This window comes from Halomonas sp. 1513 (assembly GCA_001971685.1).
GTDB lineage: Bacteria > Pseudomonadota > Gammaproteobacteria > Pseudomonadales > Halomonadaceae > Franzmannia.
Genome location: CP019326.1, coordinates 1,326,272 through 1,341,916 on the forward strand (window position 1 = coordinate 1,326,272; position 15,645 = coordinate 1,341,916).

At 67.7% G+C, this 15,645-nt stretch carries 11 protein-coding genes and 1 pseudogene; 7 read left to right on the forward strand and 5 right to left on the reverse strand.

Annotated elements, in window-relative coordinates; all coding sequences use genetic code 11:
* Window positions 1-130 precede the first annotated feature (130 nt).
* The 7 genes from BWR19_06060 to BWR19_06090 all read left to right on the forward strand — a co-directional run bounded on the left by BWR19_06060 (window position 131) and on the right by BWR19_06090 (window position 7,650).
* Window positions 131-1,069: a tRNA (adenosine(37)-N6)-dimethylallyltransferase MiaA gene (locus BWR19_06060; protein APX92540.1), complete on the forward strand. Its 939-nt coding sequence runs from the start codon at window positions 131-133 to the stop codon at window positions 1,067-1,069.
* A gap of 122 nt (window positions 1,070-1,191) precedes the next feature.
* A complete protein-coding gene (locus BWR19_06065) occupies window positions 1,192-1,437 on the forward strand; it encodes an RNA chaperone Hfq (protein ID APX92541.1) in 246 nt (81 codons plus the stop codon).
* A 14-nt stretch (window positions 1,438-1,451) separates the two neighbouring features.
* Window positions 1,452-2,768, forward strand: a complete 1,317-nt coding sequence (locus tag BWR19_06070; GenBank protein ID APX92542.1) for a GTPase HflX — start codon at window positions 1,452-1,454, stop codon at window positions 2,766-2,768.
* Window positions 2,769-2,899: 131 nt separating this feature from the next.
* Window positions 2,900-4,138: an HflK protein gene (locus BWR19_06075; GenBank protein ID APX92543.1), complete on the forward strand. Its 1,239-nt coding sequence runs from the start codon at window positions 2,900-2,902 to the stop codon at window positions 4,136-4,138.
* Window positions 4,135-5,025, forward strand: a complete 891-nt coding sequence (locus BWR19_06080) for an HflC protein (GenBank protein APX92544.1) — start codon at window positions 4,135-4,137, stop codon at window positions 5,023-5,025. Before BWR19_06075 ends, BWR19_06080 begins: the two co-directional genes overlap by 4 nt.
* Before the next feature lie 99 nt (window positions 5,026-5,124).
* Window positions 5,125-6,306 (forward strand): ATP phosphoribosyltransferase regulatory subunit, encoded by a 1,182-nt coding sequence (locus BWR19_06085; GenBank protein APX92545.1) that lies wholly within the window; start codon window positions 5,125-5,127, stop codon window positions 6,304-6,306.
* Window positions 6,307-6,354: 48 nt separating this feature from the next.
* A complete protein-coding gene (locus BWR19_06090; protein APX92546.1) occupies window positions 6,355-7,650 on the forward strand; it encodes an adenylosuccinate synthase in 1,296 nt (431 codons plus the stop codon).
* Between the two features lie 78 nt (window positions 7,651-7,728).
* Here the strand turns inward: BWR19_06090 and BWR19_06095 are convergent, their stop codons facing one another.
* From BWR19_06095 to BWR19_06115, 5 genes and pseudogenes are all read right to left on the reverse strand, one after another.
* Window positions 7,729-10,263 carry a hypothetical protein gene (locus BWR19_06095; GenBank protein APX92547.1) on the reverse strand — a complete coding sequence of 845 codons (2,535 nt, stop codon included), beginning with the start codon at window positions 10,261-10,263 and terminating at the stop codon, window positions 7,729-7,731.
* A gap of 34 nt (window positions 10,264-10,297) precedes the next feature.
* The gene (locus tag BWR19_06100) at window positions 10,298-11,551 is read right to left on the reverse strand and encodes a poly(beta-D-mannuronate) lyase (GenBank protein APX92548.1); all 1,254 of its coding nucleotides are present in this window, start codon (window positions 11,549-11,551) and stop codon (window positions 10,298-10,300) included.
* Complete coding sequence (locus BWR19_06105) at window positions 11,551-12,402, reverse strand: hypothetical protein (GenBank protein ID APX94918.1); 852 nt, start codon at window positions 12,400-12,402, stop codon at window positions 11,551-11,553. Before BWR19_06105 ends, BWR19_06100 begins: the two co-directional genes overlap by 1 nt.
* Window positions 12,403-12,446: 44 nt before the next feature.
* A complete protein-coding gene (locus BWR19_06110) occupies window positions 12,447-14,036 on the reverse strand; it encodes a pilus assembly protein PilZ (GenBank protein ID APX92549.1) in 1,590 nt (529 codons plus the stop codon).
* A gap of 64 nt (window positions 14,037-14,100) precedes the next feature.
* Window positions 14,101-15,645 (reverse strand): annotated as a pseudogene (locus tag BWR19_06115) (alginate biosynthesis protein Alg8).

The window sequence follows — 15,645 nt, forward strand, 5'->3', positions numbered from 1 at the left end:
AGGGTGTAGCGAGGGTCTTTTTCCAGGGAAGGAAAAAGTAGCGCCCAGGGACGGGTTTACAGCGCCCTCGCGCAAGCCTACCCCCAGGTCAGCTCCTCTACGCCAAGCCGAGAGAAAGACCGACAAGCCCATGCCCGATACGCGCCCCCCCGCCATCCTCCTGGTGGGCCCCACCGCCGCCGGCAAGACCGATCTGGCCATCGCCCTCCACGAGCGCCTCGGCTGCGAGCTCATCAGCGTCGACTCGGCGATGGTCTACCGCGGCATGGACATCGGCACCGCCAAGCCCTCCGCCGAGGAGCTGGCTCGCGCCCCGCATCGCCTGATCGATATCCGCGACCCGGCCGAGCCCTATTCGGCAGCGGAGTTTCGCGACGATGCCCTTCGCGAGATGCGACAAATTAGCGCAGCCGGCGCCATGCCGCTGCTGGTCGGCGGCACCATGATGTACTACAAGCGGCTGCTGGCCGGGGTCGCCGAGCTACCCGCCGCGGACCCCGAGGTGCGCGCCGCGCTGGCGCGGCAGGCCGATGAGCAGGGGCTCGGCGCGCTGCACGACGAGCTGGCGCGGGTCGACCCGGCCGCGGCACGGCGCATTCATCGCAACGATCCCCAGCGGCTGATGCGCGCGCTCGAGGTGTTTCGTCTCAGCGGGCGCACACTCACCGAGCACTGGCAGTCGCAGCCCACGGAAACCTTCCCCTGGCGTACGCTGTCGATAGGACTGGCACCGTTCGAGCGCGATGTGCTGCATCAGCGGATCGAGGCGCGTTTCGACGCCATGCTGGCCGCCGGTTTTGTCGATGAAGTAGACCTGTTGCGCCAGCGGGGCGACCTGCACCCGGGGCTGCCGTCGATCAAGAGCGTCGGCTACCGGCAGGCCTGGGAAGCGCTGGAGGCGGGACATGATGATGACTGGCTGCGTCACAAGGGCGTGGTCGCCACGCGCCAGTTGGCCAAGCGCCAGCTGACCTGGATGCGCAGCTGGGAGGGGCTCGAGTGGGTCGATAGCCTGGCCCCGGATTGTCTGGATCGTGTCCTGAAACTCGTGCGCCGCCTAGGCAGTTAGCGTAAGATACGTGTTTCGATTGGCTGCCTTCTTGGCACCGTTGATGAACCATGCGCCGGCCGTGTCACCGCCGGTGTCATAGAAAAACGACATCACTCAAAGAGACAGTTAGGGAGAGCAAAATGTCCAAAGGGCAGTCCCTCCAAGACCCGTACCTGAACATTCTGCGCAAGGAGCGCATTCCGGTATCGATTTTCTTGGTCAATGGCATCAAGCTGCAGGGCCAGATCGAATCTTTCGATCAGTTCGTGATTCTGCTGCGCAATACCGTTAGCCAGATGGTTTACAAGCACGCTATCTCGACGGTGGTACCGTCGCGTAACGTGCGTCTGCCGGCCCAGGATCCTGCGGCGGCACAAGAGAGTTGATCGCGAGGTAGTGATTGTTTTTTGAACGTCCCGACGCCGGTGAAACGGCGATACTCGTCCATATCGATTTCCAGGACGAACAGGAGCGCGAAGATTCCGGCGAGTTTCTGGAACTGGTGCGCTCCGCCGGCGCCGAACCGGCTACCCTGCTGACGGGTAGCCGGCATCGGCCCGATTCTCGAACCTTCATCGGCAGCGGCAAGCTCGACGAGCTGAAGGCGCTGATGCCGATTCATCAAGCCGAGCTGGTGATCTTCAACCACTCGCTGAGCCCCTCCCAGGAACGCAACCTGGAGCGGACGCTCAAGTGCCGGGTGCTCGACCGCACCGGCCTGATTCTGGATATCTTCGCCCAACGGGCGCGGACCCACGAGGGTAAGCTGCAGGTCGAACTGGCCCAGCTCGAGTACATGTCGACGCGCCTGGTGCGCGGCTGGACTCACCTCGAGCGTCAGAAGGGCGGTATCGGCCTGCGCGGCCCGGGTGAAACCCAGCTCGAGACCGACCGCCGCCTGCTGCGCGGGCGCATCAAGTCGATTCACAAGCGCCTCGACAAGGTGCGCAGCCAGCGCGAGCAGAATCGTCGCGCCCGGGCACGCGCCGAGATTCCCAGCGTGTCGCTGGTGGGTTATACCAATGCCGGCAAGTCGACGCTGTTCAACGCCGTGACCGAGGCTTCGGTGTACGCCGCGGATCAGCTGTTCGCGACCCTCGACCCGACCCTGCGACGTCTCGAGGTACAAGACGTTGGTCCAGTGGTACTGGCCGATACGGTGGGGTTTATTCGTCACCTGCCGCACAAACTGGTCGAGGCGTTTCGTGCCACCTTGCAGGAGGCCGCCGAGGCCAGCCTGCTGGTCCACGTGATCGACGCCGCCGACCCCGACCGCGATCTCAACGTCGAGCAGGTGCAGCGGGTCTTGCAGGAGATCGGTGCCGATGAGGTACCCTGCCTGCTGGTGATGAACAAGATCGATCTGCTCGACAGCGCGCCGCGCATCGAGCGCGACGGCGAGGGGCGTCCCGAGGCGGTGTGGCTGTCGGCGCAGCAGGGCCTGGGGCTCGAGCTGCTGGCCGAGGCGCTCTCCGAGTGCCTGGCCGACGACGTCATCGACATCGCCCTGACGCTGACGCCGGCGCAGGGTAAGCTGCGTGCCGGGCTGCATGAGCTCGGAGCAGTGCGTGACGAGCAGTTCGACGAGGGTGGCTGTAGCCAGCTCGAGGTGCGCCTGCCGCGCCGCGACTTCCTGCAGCTGATGGCGCGCCTGGGTGAGCGTGCCGACGATTACCTGCCCGTTGAAGAGCGCAGCCGTCCGGTCTGGGAGGCCTGACGGCTGACGCTTCGGCGGGCCAACGCGTCGCCGTGCCGACGCACGCGATAGCGCAACCGATGCTGTTGCCGTACCGGACGGCGGTGATGTCCGGTATCGCATGAGTGATCAACGCATAGTGGAGACGACGTATGGCTTGGAATGAGCCTGGTGGTGGCAACCAGCACGACCCTTGGAGCGGCGGTGGCCGACGCGGTGGCGGCGGTAACGGCGGCGGTGGGGGTGGTGGCGGCAATAATCAGGGGCCGCCCGACCTCGATGAGGCGCTGAAGAAATTTCAGGACAAGCTCAATGGCATGCTCGGCGGTGGCCGCGGCAAGCGCGGCGGCGACGGCGGCGGCAATAAGGGGGGCGGCAAGCCGCGCAATACCTTTGCGCTACCCGGGCTGCTGGTGGTGGTGGCGCTGGCGATCTGGGCGGCCACCGGGTTCTACCTGGTCGACCAGTCGGAGCGCGGCGTGGTGCTGCGTTTCGGTGAGTACCAGGAAGTGGTCACGCCGGGTCTGCACTGGAACCCGCCGCTGATCGACGACGTGCGCATGGTCAACGTGACCCGCGTGCGTTCGCTGACCCAGACCCAGTCGATGCTGACCCGCGACGAGAACATCGTCGAGGTCGAGATCTCCGCGCAGTACCAGGTCGCCAGTCCGCGTGACTTCGTACTCAATGTGCGTAATCCGGAGCTGTCGATCGAGAACGCCCTGGACTCCGCCCTGCGCCACGTGGTCGGCGGCACCGACATGATCGATATCCTGACCTCGGGTCGTGAGATCCTCGGTAGCTCTGTCGCCAGCCGTCTGCAGTCCTACCTGGACAGCTACGGTACCGGTATTCGCCTGCAGACCATCAACATCGAGTCGACCTCGGCGCCGCAGCCGGTCATCGACGCCTTCGATGACGTGATCCGCGCCCGTGAGGATCGTCAGCGGACGATCAACGAGGGCATGGCCTACGCCAACGCGATCATCCCGGCCGCCCAGGGTCAGGCCCAGCGCCTGATCGAGCAGGGCCAGGGCTATCGTGAATCGGTAGTGGCCGAAGCCCAGGGTCAGGCCAACCGCTTCAACTCGCTGCTGACTGAGTACCAGACCTCGCCGCAGATCATGCGCGAGCGCCTCTACCTGGATGCCATCAGCGAAGTGTTCGGCAAGACCAACAAGGTGCTGATCGATGTCAGCGACAGCAGCCCGCTGATGTACCTGCCCCTCGACCAGTTGCGCTCCGGCAGCAGCGGCCAGGGCGGGCAGCGCTCCAGCGAGTCGAGTAGCGATGATATCGACCCGCAGGTGATCGAGCGCCTCCGCCAGCAACAGAGCGGCAGCGGTAGCGGTAGCAGCAACAGTGGTATCCGTCGGGAGGGCCGCCAATGATTAACAACAAGTCATTGCTCATCGTGGGTGGCCTGGCGGCCGCCGCCTGGCTGGCCAGCAACAGCCTCTACGTGGTCGACGAGACCGAGCGCGCGGTCAAGCTGCGCTTCGGTGAGGTCATCGAAGAGAACATCCAGCCGGGGCTGCACGTCAAGATCCCCATCACCCAGACGGTGCGCAAGTTCGACACCCGGGTGCTGACGCTGGATACCGATACCAGCCGCTACCTGACCCTCGAACAGAAGGCGGTGATCGTCGACTCCTACGTCAAGTGGCAGGTGGTCAATCCGACCCGCTACTACGAGGCGACCTCCGGTGACGAGATGCAGGCGGTACGCCTGATCCAGCCGCGAGTCGACGAGAGCCTGCGTAACGAGTTCGGTCGCCTGGACCTTCAGGAGATCATCGCCGAGCGGCGTGACGACCTGATGATCGGGCCGGCCGAGGAGCTCGACTCGCTGATGCGCGAGGAACTGGGGGTGTCGATTCGCGATATCCGCATCAAGCGTATCGACCTGCCCGAAGACGTCTCGGCGGCGGTCTTCGACCGCATGCGCTCCGAGCGTGAGCGCGAGGCCCGCGAATGGCGTGCCCAGGGTCAGGAGGAGGCCGAGCGGATCCGCGCCAACGCCGACCGTCGGCGCCAGGTGCTGCTGGCCCAGGCCACCGAGCGCGCCGAGACGCTGCGCGGTGAGGGTGATGCCGAAGCCGCCGCGATCTTCTCCGGCGCCTACGAGCAGGATATGGAGTTCTTCACCTTCTATCGCAGTCTCAACGCCTACCGCGAGAGCTTCGAAGGCGACGGCAACATGCTGGTGCTGGAGCCGACCAGCGACTTCTTCCGCTACCTCAACAGCGCCAACCCGATGGGCGTCGACGAGGAGTGAGCGGCCGGGCCCCGGGGTTCACCCCGGGGCCAAACGTGGTAGAATCCGCAAACCGGGCGTGGCCCGGTTTTTTTGTGCATTCGTGGCAGGACAGGACACATGACCATCGCTGACCGCTGGCTGCTTCCCGACGGCATGGACGAAGTGCTGCCGCCGCAGGCGGCCCGCATGGAGGAGCTGCGCCGTGCGCTGCTCGACCTCTATTACCGCTGGGGGTATGACCAGGTAATGCCGCCGCCGGTGGAGTTTCTCGACTCGCTGCTGACCGGCACCGGCACCGACCTCGACCTGCAGACCTTCAAGCTCACCGACCAGCTCACCGGGCGGATGATGGGCGTCAGCGCCGACGTCACCCCCCAGGTGGCGCGCATGGACGCTCACTCGCTGCGCCGCCAGGGGCCGGTGCGGCTGTGCTACTGCACCAACGTGCTGCGCGCCAAGGCCGACCAGCATCAGGGCGGGCGCAGCCCGGTGCAGGTCGGCGTCGAGCTGTTCGGTCACGCCGGCCAGGAGGCCGACCTGGAGATCCTGCGTCTGGCACTGTCGAGCCTGGCGGTGGCCGGCGCCGATGAAATTCACCTGGCACTCGGCCATATCGGCATCTACCGTAGTCTGGTGCAGGCCGCTGAACTCGATGCCACCCAGGAGCGAGCGCTGTATGAGGCGCTGGATCTCAAGTCGCCGGGGGACCTCGCGGCGCGGGTCGCGGAGTGCGTCAGCGACCCGACCCTGGCCGAGATGTTCCTGGCGCTGGCCGAGCTGCACGGCGGCGACGAGGTGCTCGAGGCGGCGCGCGGCGCCTTCGCCGAGGCGCCGGCCGCGGTCAATGCGGCCCTCGACCAGCTGCTGGCGCTGAGCGCCGGGGTGCGCGCCGAGTATCCCGAGGTCGAGCTCTATTTCGATCTCGCCGAGCTGCGCGGCTATCAGTACCACACCGGCATGATGTTCGCCGCCTATGTGCCGGGCTACGGCCAGGCGCTGGCCAAGGGCGGGCGCTATGACGATACCGGGCGCGCCTTCGGGCGCGCCCGGCCGGCCACCGGGTTCTCCATGGACCTCAAGCTGCTGGCCTCGCTGGCACTGCAGCCGCCGGCCTGCAACGGCATCTGGGTGGCGGCCGACGCGGCCGAGCAGCAGGCGGCCACCATCGCCGCACTGCGCGACGCCGGCGAACGGGTGGTGGTGGCCTTGCCGGGGCAGCGCACCGGCCCCGAGGCGCATCGCTGCAACCGCCAGCTGACCCGCAGCGGCGACGACTGGCAGGTGTCCCCCCTGGACTGATGGCCGGGGCAGGCATCGCGCGGATTCTTCGATCAAGAGACCAAAGCAATGGGCAAGAACGTAGTCGTACTGGGCACCCAGTGGGGTGACGAAGGCAAGGGCAAGGTCGTCGACCTGCTGACCGAATCGGCCAGCGCCGTGGTGCGCTTCCAGGGTGGGCACAACGCCGGCCACACGCTGGTGATCGACGGCGAGAAGACCGTCCTGCACCTGATTCCCTCCGGCGTGCTGCGTGACGACAAGATTTGCGTGATCGGCAACGGGGTGGTGCTGTCGCCGGAGGCGCTGATCAAGGAGATCCGCGAGCTCGAGGCCAAGGGGGTGCCGGTGCGCCAGCGCCTGCGCCTGTCGCCGGCCTGCCCGCTGATCCTCTCCTACCACGTGCGCCTCGACCAGGCCCGCGAAAAGGCCCGCGGCGTGGCCAAGATCGGCACCACCGGGCGCGGCATCGGGCCGGCCTACGAGGACAAGGTGGCGCGTCGCGGGCTGCGCCTGGGCGATTTGCAGCACCGCGAGCGCTTCGCCTCCAAGCTCGGCGAGGTACTCGACTACCATAACTTCGTGCTGACTCAGTATCACGGCGAGCCGCCGGTGGACTTCCAGCAGGTGCTCGACGAAGCCATGGAGATGGCCGAGGAGCTGCGCCCAATGGTCTGCGACACCGTGGGCCTGGTACATGACATGCGCAAGGCCGGCGAGAACATCCTGTTCGAGGGTGCCCAGGGCTCGCTGCTGGATATCGACCACGGTACCTATCCGTTCGTCACCAGCTCCAACACCACCGCCGGCGGCACCGCTACCGGCTCCGGGGTCGGTCCGCTGTACCTCGATTACGTGCTGGGCATCACCAAGGCCTATACCACGCGGGTCGGCTCGGGACCGTTCCCCACCGAGCTGTTCGATGCCCACGGCCGTCATCTGGCCGAACGCGGCCACGAGTTCGGCGCCACCACCGGGCGCGCGCGCCGCTGTGGCTGGTTCGATGCCGTGGCGCTGCGCCATGCGGTGCAGATCAACTCGGTCTCCGGCCTGTGCCTGACCAAGCTCGACGTGCTCGACGGTCTCGAAAACATCCGCGTCTGCGTCGGCTACCGCAGCAAGGATGGCGACGTGCTCGATACCCCGGTGGACTCCGAAGGTTACGAGGCCATCGAACCGGTCTATCAGGACCTGCCGGGCTGGAGCGATTCGACCCTGGGCATCAAGCGGGTCGAGGAACTGCCGGCCAACGCGCGTGCCTACATCAGCTTCCTCGAGGAGCAGGTCGGCACCAGCATCGATATCATCTCCACCGGGCCAGACCGCAACGAGACCATCGTGCTGCGCAATCCCTTCGACGCTTGATATTGCCAGTGCCGAGTGCGCGCGACACGCAAAGCGCCGCCCCCAGGGGCGGCGCTTTGCGTTGTGGCGGCGCGATGCTTACTGGATCGCCGCCGACAGGTCGCGGCTGCCGATGACGTCTCGTGCACTATCTTCGGTGAGCAGCTGGCGCAGGGTCTGGGAGGCCAGTTGGCTATCGCCTTCGATCACACCCTCGAGCCAGATCAGCGCCTGCTCGTTGTTGGCGCCCTCCAGGCCGTTGGCCGCCAGGTAGGCTTCGGCCAGCGCCAGGCGCGCACTTTCATGGCCCTGCTCGGCGGCGGCCAGCAGCAGGTCGCTGCCGCGCTCGGCGTCGTAGGCCAGCACCTCGCCGCGCAGGTACTCGCGGCCCAGCACCGCCTGGGCGCCGGGGTGGCCGTCGTCCACCGCGTCCTGCAGGTAGTCGAGGCCGCGCTGGGTGTCCTGGGGCAGGCCCTCGTCGCCGTGCAGGTAGGCCTGGCCGAGGTGCAGGCGCGCGCCGCTATGGCCGGCGTCGGCCGCTTGCGTGAGCAGCTGCATGCCGCGCTCTGGGTCGTCGCCGGAGTCGATCAGCAGTTCGCCCAGGTCGGCCTGGGCACCGCCGTGGCCGCCGGCCACGGCGCGCTCCAGGTAGTCGCGGGCAGCGGCTTCGTCGCCGGCCTCGAGCTGCAGGCGGCCGAGGCTCGCCGAGGCACCGGGATGACCGGCGCGGTCGGCGCGCTGCAGCCAGGCGCGGGCCTGGTCGGCGTTGGCCGCCACCCCTTGGCCCTCGAGGTAGGCGCGGCCGAGATCGGCCATGGCCCCGGGGTGGCCCTCTTCGGCGGCGCTGACCAGCGCTTCGATATCCCCCGCGGCACCCAGGTCGCGCTGGGTGTACATCAGCGCATCGCCGGCCGATTCGTGGCCGGCATCCTCGGCCTGGCGCAGCCAGTAGGCGGAGCGCTGCAGGTCGCGCTCGACGCCGTCGCCATGGCGATAGGCGCGGCCCATCACCAGCATGGCGTAATCGTCACCCTGGCGAGCGGCGTCCTCGAGCAGGTCGATGCCCCACTCGGGCTGCAGCTCGCCCTCGATCCCTTCCAGGTACGCCTCGCCGAGCACTGCCATGGCGGTGGTGTCGCCGGCCTCGATGGCCTCGCGCAGCAGGCGCTCGCCGCGCGACGGGTGATAGTCGAGAGTCTCGCCCTCCAGGTAGGCCTCGCCGAGCAGCCGCTTGGCGCTGGCCTGGCCCTGGCGTGCCGCCTCGCGCAGCAGTGTCTCGGCCTGGCGCGGGTTGCCGGCCACGCCGCGCCCCTCGAGATAGACCTCGCCGAGCTGCATGGTGGCGTAGGGGTGGCCGAGTTCGTGGCCGCGCTGCAGGTAGTCGACGGCCTGCAGCGGCTGCGAGGGCAGGTGCTCGTCGCTGAGGTAGAGCTCGCCGAGCAGCGCCAGGGCGAAGCCGTCGTCCTGGTCGGCTGCCTGCTCGAGCAGGGCTACGGCCTGCTGGGGGTCACCGGCGACGCCGTTGCCGTCGAGGTAGGCGCGGGCCAGGCTGACCGCGGCATCGGCCGAGCCGCGCTCGGCGGCGCGTTCGAGCCAGGCGATGCCCTGGCCGTCGTGGGCCGAACGCTGCAGCAGGTGGTCGCCGAGCAGCGCCATGGCGTCGACATCGCCGTGGCCGGCGGCGGTCTCCAGCAGGCTGATGGCCTGGGCCTCGTCGCCGCTCTCGAGCAGCAGGCGCGCGGCCTGGGTCTGGGCGCCGGGCTCGCCGGACTCCGCCGCCGCCAGCAGCCAGTCGAGGCGCTGCTGCGGGTCGCCCTCGAGCAGACCATCGTCCCCATGCAGGCGAGCCAAACGCTGCATGGCGCCGGTATCGCCGGCTTCTGCCTCAGCCTGGAGCCCGGCGGCGGCCTGCTCGGCGTACTGCCGGGAGCGCTCGGGGTCGTCGACCAGCCAGCCGTCGGCGCGATAGGCCTCGGCCAGGGCCAGCTGGGCGCGCTCATCGCCACGTTCGGCGGCGCGCTGATAGAGGCGCCGGGCCAGCCGGGGGTCGGCCTGGACGCCGTCGCCGCCCTCGACCATCAGTTCCGCCAGGGTGATCTCGGCGTCGCGCTCGACCTCTTCGTCGATAGCCTGCCACAGCAAGTAGTAGGCCAGGGCGTCGTTGCGCGCCACGCCGTCACCCTCGAGATAGAGCTTGGCCAGGTTGAGCGAGGCGTGGCCGCGGGAGGAGGACGGCAGCTCCAGCGCCTCGGCGTAGTGGCGCGCGGCCTCGGCGGTGTCACGCTCGACCCCGAGGCCGTTCTCGTACATCCGCCCCATGTGGTAGGACGCCGGCGGGAAGCCGAGGTTGATCATCTGGCGCAGCTGATCCTGGGCGCGGGCGTAGTCGCCCTCCTCGATGAGCTGCTGGGCGTAGTTGATGCGGCTCCAGTCGTCGCCGCTCATGTCGGCCTCGACGTTACCCTCGAACCAGTGGCTGTACTGTGCGGGCAGGGCGGTGGCGTGGTTTTCCCCCGGCGGCGTGCCGCCTGAACTGGCGCACCCGGCTAGGCTGACCAGCAGGACCAGGCCGGCACAGGCGGACAGCTGCTGCCGTGAGGTGACGAAGCGGCGTGAGTCGTGTGGTCGTAGCATGGTGGATTCCTTCCCGTGTGAGGTTGGGCGACGCTCAGCGTGCCGCCAGGCCGTCGAAACCTTGGGTGGCCGGGGCGTCGTCGTCGATGATGACCTGCTGCTGCGTCTCGGGTGGCATGACGTAGAGCGTCATGTAGCCACCGGCGCTGCGGTTGTAGAGTGGACGCAGGTGCGGCAGGAAGTCGGCGATGCGCGGATCGTCGAAGCGGGTCTGGTAGAGCTCCATCCAGACGAAGTACTGCGGGTCCTGGAGGAAGCCGGTGTACTGCTCGAGGGGCACGTCCTCGCCGAGGTTGGTCGGGTCGTCAATGGCACGCATGGCGAAATCGACCGCGTCGTGGATGTCGCGACCGTCGATTTCGAGGGCATGGATGTCGTACCCCTGGCGAGCGACCACCTCCATGATCGGAATCAGGTAGAGCAGGGCGTAGTTCTGGTAGTGGGTGGCGCGACGGCCACGGGCCACTTCCAGCGGCAGGGCGCCCTCTTCGGTGAGGTCATGGAGCGCCGAGTAGACGGCGCTGACGCCGACCTGGAACAGCTCGTCGTCCTCCAGCAGCACGCCGACCATCGCCGCGTAGAGCGCCCGGCGGTAGAAGTGGTTATTGCAGCAGCTGTTGCCCTCCTCGCCGGGGATGCTGATATGCCGGTCACTGAGGCGCTTGAGCCACTCTTCGACGTCCGCCTGCTCCTGCTCGCGTCCTTCGACGTGGGGACGTACCACCGAGTAGGCCATGGCCGCGGCGAAGATCATCGACTCGGTGGCGAACCACGCCTGGGGCTCCATCGATTCGTAGTGGAACTCCATCAGCGCATCGTTGACCGCCCAGCGTTCGAGGAAGCGCACCAGGCAGTCGGCGTAGTAGTCGTCTCCAGTGGCGACGAAGCTGCCGGCCAGCTGCGACACGCTGTCTTCGAACTGGAACAGCGGCTCCGAGGCGAGCTGCCACTCCTCGGGGTTGGGGTAGTAGCCCGGTACTCGTAGTCGGGTGGTGATCGGCGGAATGCTCAGCAGCTGCTGGCAACTGGTGCCGGTGGCGAGTTCGTCGAGCTCTTGCAGCAGCATGGCGTTATGGGTGTCGTCGAGTAGTGCCATGCGCGCCTCGACGTCGAAATAGCCGGCGTCGCGATCGGTGACGGTGTAGTCGGAGAGATCCAGGGCCTCGCGCTCGGCAGTGGTCAATGCATGGGCGCTCGATGCCACGACCAGCAGCGCGGCGCCAGCCAGCCCGGCGAGTGCCGAACGTCGAGCGGGGAGCGATAGGGCGAGAGTCGACAGCATCGGCATCATGCTCCTGGCACATACAGGCGGAAGTCACCGAAGTCGGCGTGCTGGTCGCGGGGCGTGCGCCAACCCTCGCCGTGGCCGCCGAAGAAGCTCGAGAACATCACTCCCTCGATGCCAACCCGTTCGCTGGTGCGATAGACGATGCCGTGCTGCTCGAGCACCGGCTCGCCGTCGATCCACACCCGGGCGACGCCGTCGTCGCGGTCGGGGTGATTGAGCACCACCTCCTGCTCGACGGTGACCCAGCGGTCGGTGGGGAAGTGCCACAGGCCGCGGCCCACCGAGGCGCCGTGATCCTCGTCCTGATTGACCACGTACTCATAGAGCTCGCCCTGGCCCTGCTCGCGCCACATGAAGCGCATCGAGAAGCCGTTGTCACCGTCGGCGGCCTCGCCACCGCTGGGTCCGTCGCCGCCGTAGAGCCCCGGCAGCTTGCCGCCGCGCACGAAGTCGAAGTCCTCGGCGAAGCGCACCTGATAGCGCAGGCAGGCGCGGTCGGCGTCGGCGAGGCCGGCGTCTTGGGTATAGAAGCCGGCGCCGCCCTGGCCGCGACCGTTGCCGTCATCGCCGGGGGAGGAGGTGCCGGCCGGGTAGTGCACGCGCAGCACCGGCTGGTCGAGACCGCTTTCGCCCGGGGCCAGCACCTCGACGTTGTGCTCGGTGCCCCAGTCGCGCTGGGTATCGAAGCCGCGGCGTACCGCTTGCTTGGGGGTGGTGGCATCGCTGTCCGGGCGGTGGTGGGCGACCTCGCTGTAGCGCGCCGAGCAGCCCTGCGAAGTCGGAATACTCAAGGCGTCATCGACGTCGTCGGCGGCCAGCGGCAGTGTCGCCATCAGCGCAGTGGCGGCCAGCGCAGCGCCGATGGGCCATGGACGGGGGGCAAACATCGCCATCATCAACTCTCCTGGGCTTGCTCGGGGGTATCGTCTGCGTCGCCTTGCGCCGCCTGATAGAGGCGCTCGACGAACTGCGCCACGGCGCGACCGCCCTGCCAGACCCACTCGGCGCCAGCGGCCAATACCGGCTGCTCGGTGAAGCGCACGTCGACCGGCTGGCCCACGGCATCCGCCGGCAGGTCGGTCTCGGGCACCAGCAGCACGCTGGCCACGTTCTGCTGCTGACGCACCCAGTCCGGGAAGCCGGCGCGCGGCTGGCGCTCGACGTCCAGCGCCACGCTGCGGACCTGGGCGCGAATCGGTTCCGAGGCGTGGGGCAGGGCGACGTAGGCAACCTGTTCGGGTTCGATGCGCGCGATATCGCTCATGTGCACCAGCGCCTCGACCATCACGTCGTCCTCGCCGGTGCGAATCAGCGTCATGATGCGTTCGCTCTCGTTGATGTAGGTGCCGTCGGCGCTGGATAGCGCCCAGGCCACCAGGCAGTCGCAGGGGCTTGAGATCTCGTTCATCGACATGCGTGACTGCAGCGCGCTGATCCGCGAGCTCTCGTAGTCGCGAGTGGTCTCGAACTGCTCGACCCGCGCCTGGGCGATCTCCGGCGAGGCGGTCTCGTAGTTGACGGTGTCGCCGCTGGCCGGCTGGGTCGAGTTGACCAGACTGACCTGTTGGGCGTTGGGGTCGTCGAGGCTGGCCTGGAGGTTGTCGATCAGCTGCGAGTTGTAGCGGTGCGAGGCCTGGGCCAGTATCAGGTCGGACTCGAGGTCGCTGTTGTTGACGCCGGTCAGGTACTCGTCGCGTTCGACGCGGTCACCGGCCTCCCACTGGTGCTCGCGGAGGATCCCCGCCCCGGGGGCGCGGATGTCGATGCGCGGCGCGGTGACTGCAGCGAAGCTCGGCTCGATGAGCATGAAGTTGCGGTAGGCGGTGGCGGCCGCGGCGATCACCAGTACCCCGGCGGCGGCAAACAGCAGCGCGTAGCGGCCCCATGGTTTGGGTGGCCGCCCCGGCGGGGTCGGGCCGCTGGTCTGCTGGCGCTTACGCGGGGTCTGCGGGTCCTCCTCGCTGACCAGCCGCTCGATGCTGGCATGCCGGCCGCTAAGGTGGGCGCGCACCACCTGGCGCAGCAGCTCGAGGTGGGGCGGGTCGATGGCGACGATCTGGAACGCCAGCTTATGGTCGCCGTGCTCCCCGAACGGATGGCAGCGCAGGCAGCGCGCCTGTAGCGGAATGATCAACTCGGCGCCGCCGGCTTCGACCAGCAGGCTGGCGTCGACCAGGCTGTCGATGGCCAGGGTAGTGTCGGCATGAGCGGCGAAACCACCCAGCGACAGGTCCAGCCCGCCCAGACGGCGTCCATCGGCCAGCTCGACCTGGAACGGCGGTGAGATGCGCACGTGCTGACGCTCGTCGCGGCGCTCGTGGCGCAGCGATGCGTCGGCACGGGTCGCCTCGCGGTAAGCACGCGGCTCGCTCATATGGCCGTTGCGCTCGCCATCGCGTGCGCTTGGGCCATCGTCCAGGTAGCGACGTCGAGCGCCGAGGGTGGGTTCACTTCGATCGTGGTGACCGGGAGATCGTGGGTCCATGTGACAGACTCCTTGAAAGCGCGAATCGGGGCGGACGTCAGCGGCCGTTGAGGCCGCCGCCGTCCTGGAAGATGTTCAGCGACACGGCATCCGGCGGGGCCAGCACGCCGGTGGCCAGCACCAGCACGAACAGCAGGCTGGCCAGGTAGACGCCGTGCATGAAGTGACCCATGTGGCGCTGGCGGCGTGCCGCGCGCAGGCTCGTCGGCTCGCCGGCGGAGATGCCCTGGCGCGACCACTTCTGACGATTGAAGCGGAAGCTAACGTAGGTCTTGAGCAGGGCGCCGCCGATCTGGTTGTAGTAGAGCAGTGGCACCCACAGCAGGCTGAAGCGCCCGCGCTGCCAGGCCAGGATCAGCGCGGCGATACTGCGCGTGAACAGGATCCACAGCAGGTAGGCGAAGATGAACGACGGGCGCACGAAGGCGGTCACCAGGATCGCCACCGTCGGTCCCACTAGCGTGGTCCACATCGACAAGCGCTGATCGACCAGGCTCCACCAGGTGAACAGCCCCATCGGCCGTGGCCCCAGGGCGATGGCGCGATTGCTGGTACGCAGCATGTTGCCGTACCAGCGGCGCATCAGGTCGAGGGTCGAGGCGAAGAAGCGCCGCCGGTCGGGGAGCTCCTCGAACCCCGAGACGTAGACGTCGGGCAGGTAGCGCATCTTCCAGCGGCGCTGCAGCAGCCAGTACCAGGTCGACTTGTCGTCGCCTGACAGGAACTTGAAGTTGCCGAAGCGCCAGTGCTCGACGTGGTCGTGCTCGACCAGCTCGATGAAGCTCGGCAGGGTCGCCAGCTCGGCACGAAACACGCTGTAGCGGCCGGTCAGTACCAGTAGGCGCTGTGACAGCGACATCGAACTCATCACCAGATGGCGCTGGGCGTAGCGCAGGTCGTACCACTCCTTGGTGGCGTCGCCGCCGGTGACGATGGCGTTGTTGTTGGTGGTCAGGGCGCCGAGATCATCCTGCAGCGCAAAGAACGGCAGCGAGCGAGACAGGGTGCCGGGCTCGAGGCGGATGTCGCCGTCCATCGATACCAGCAGGGCGTCCGGCGCCGGCATGCAGCGCGAGATGGCGCGCAGCACTTCGGCCATCGCCGAGCGCTTGCCATCGCCCTTCTGGAACATGTAGCGCACCTCGACGTTGGCCGGCCAACCGTGCTCGTCGAGCACATGGTCGATCACATCGACATCGCTGCGATCGGAGATCGCGGCAAAGATGACAGTGGGTACGCCATAGTCGCGGACCTCGCCAATCAGCGCATCGTAGACCGCGAAGTTGACCTCCGGCTCGATGCGGTAGGAGGTGCACAGCACGTACAGCTCGCTGGGCTTGGCCGCGGTCCCTATGGCATCCGCTTCGGCGCGCAGCCGGGGAAAGACCTGGCGGTTGTACCACACCGAGCGCAGTGCCTGGACGAGCCACCAGGAGTAGCGCCAGATACCGATGGCACCGATCACGAAGAAGAAGCTCTGCGACTCCGGCGAGAAGATGTCGCGCGGCAGTTCGCTGATCAGCACCACCAGCAGCGTCAATCCGAACAGCAGCACGGTGACCTCCGTCGCCCAGCTGGCGACGGAGGGTTTGGGACGTTTCGCTTGCAT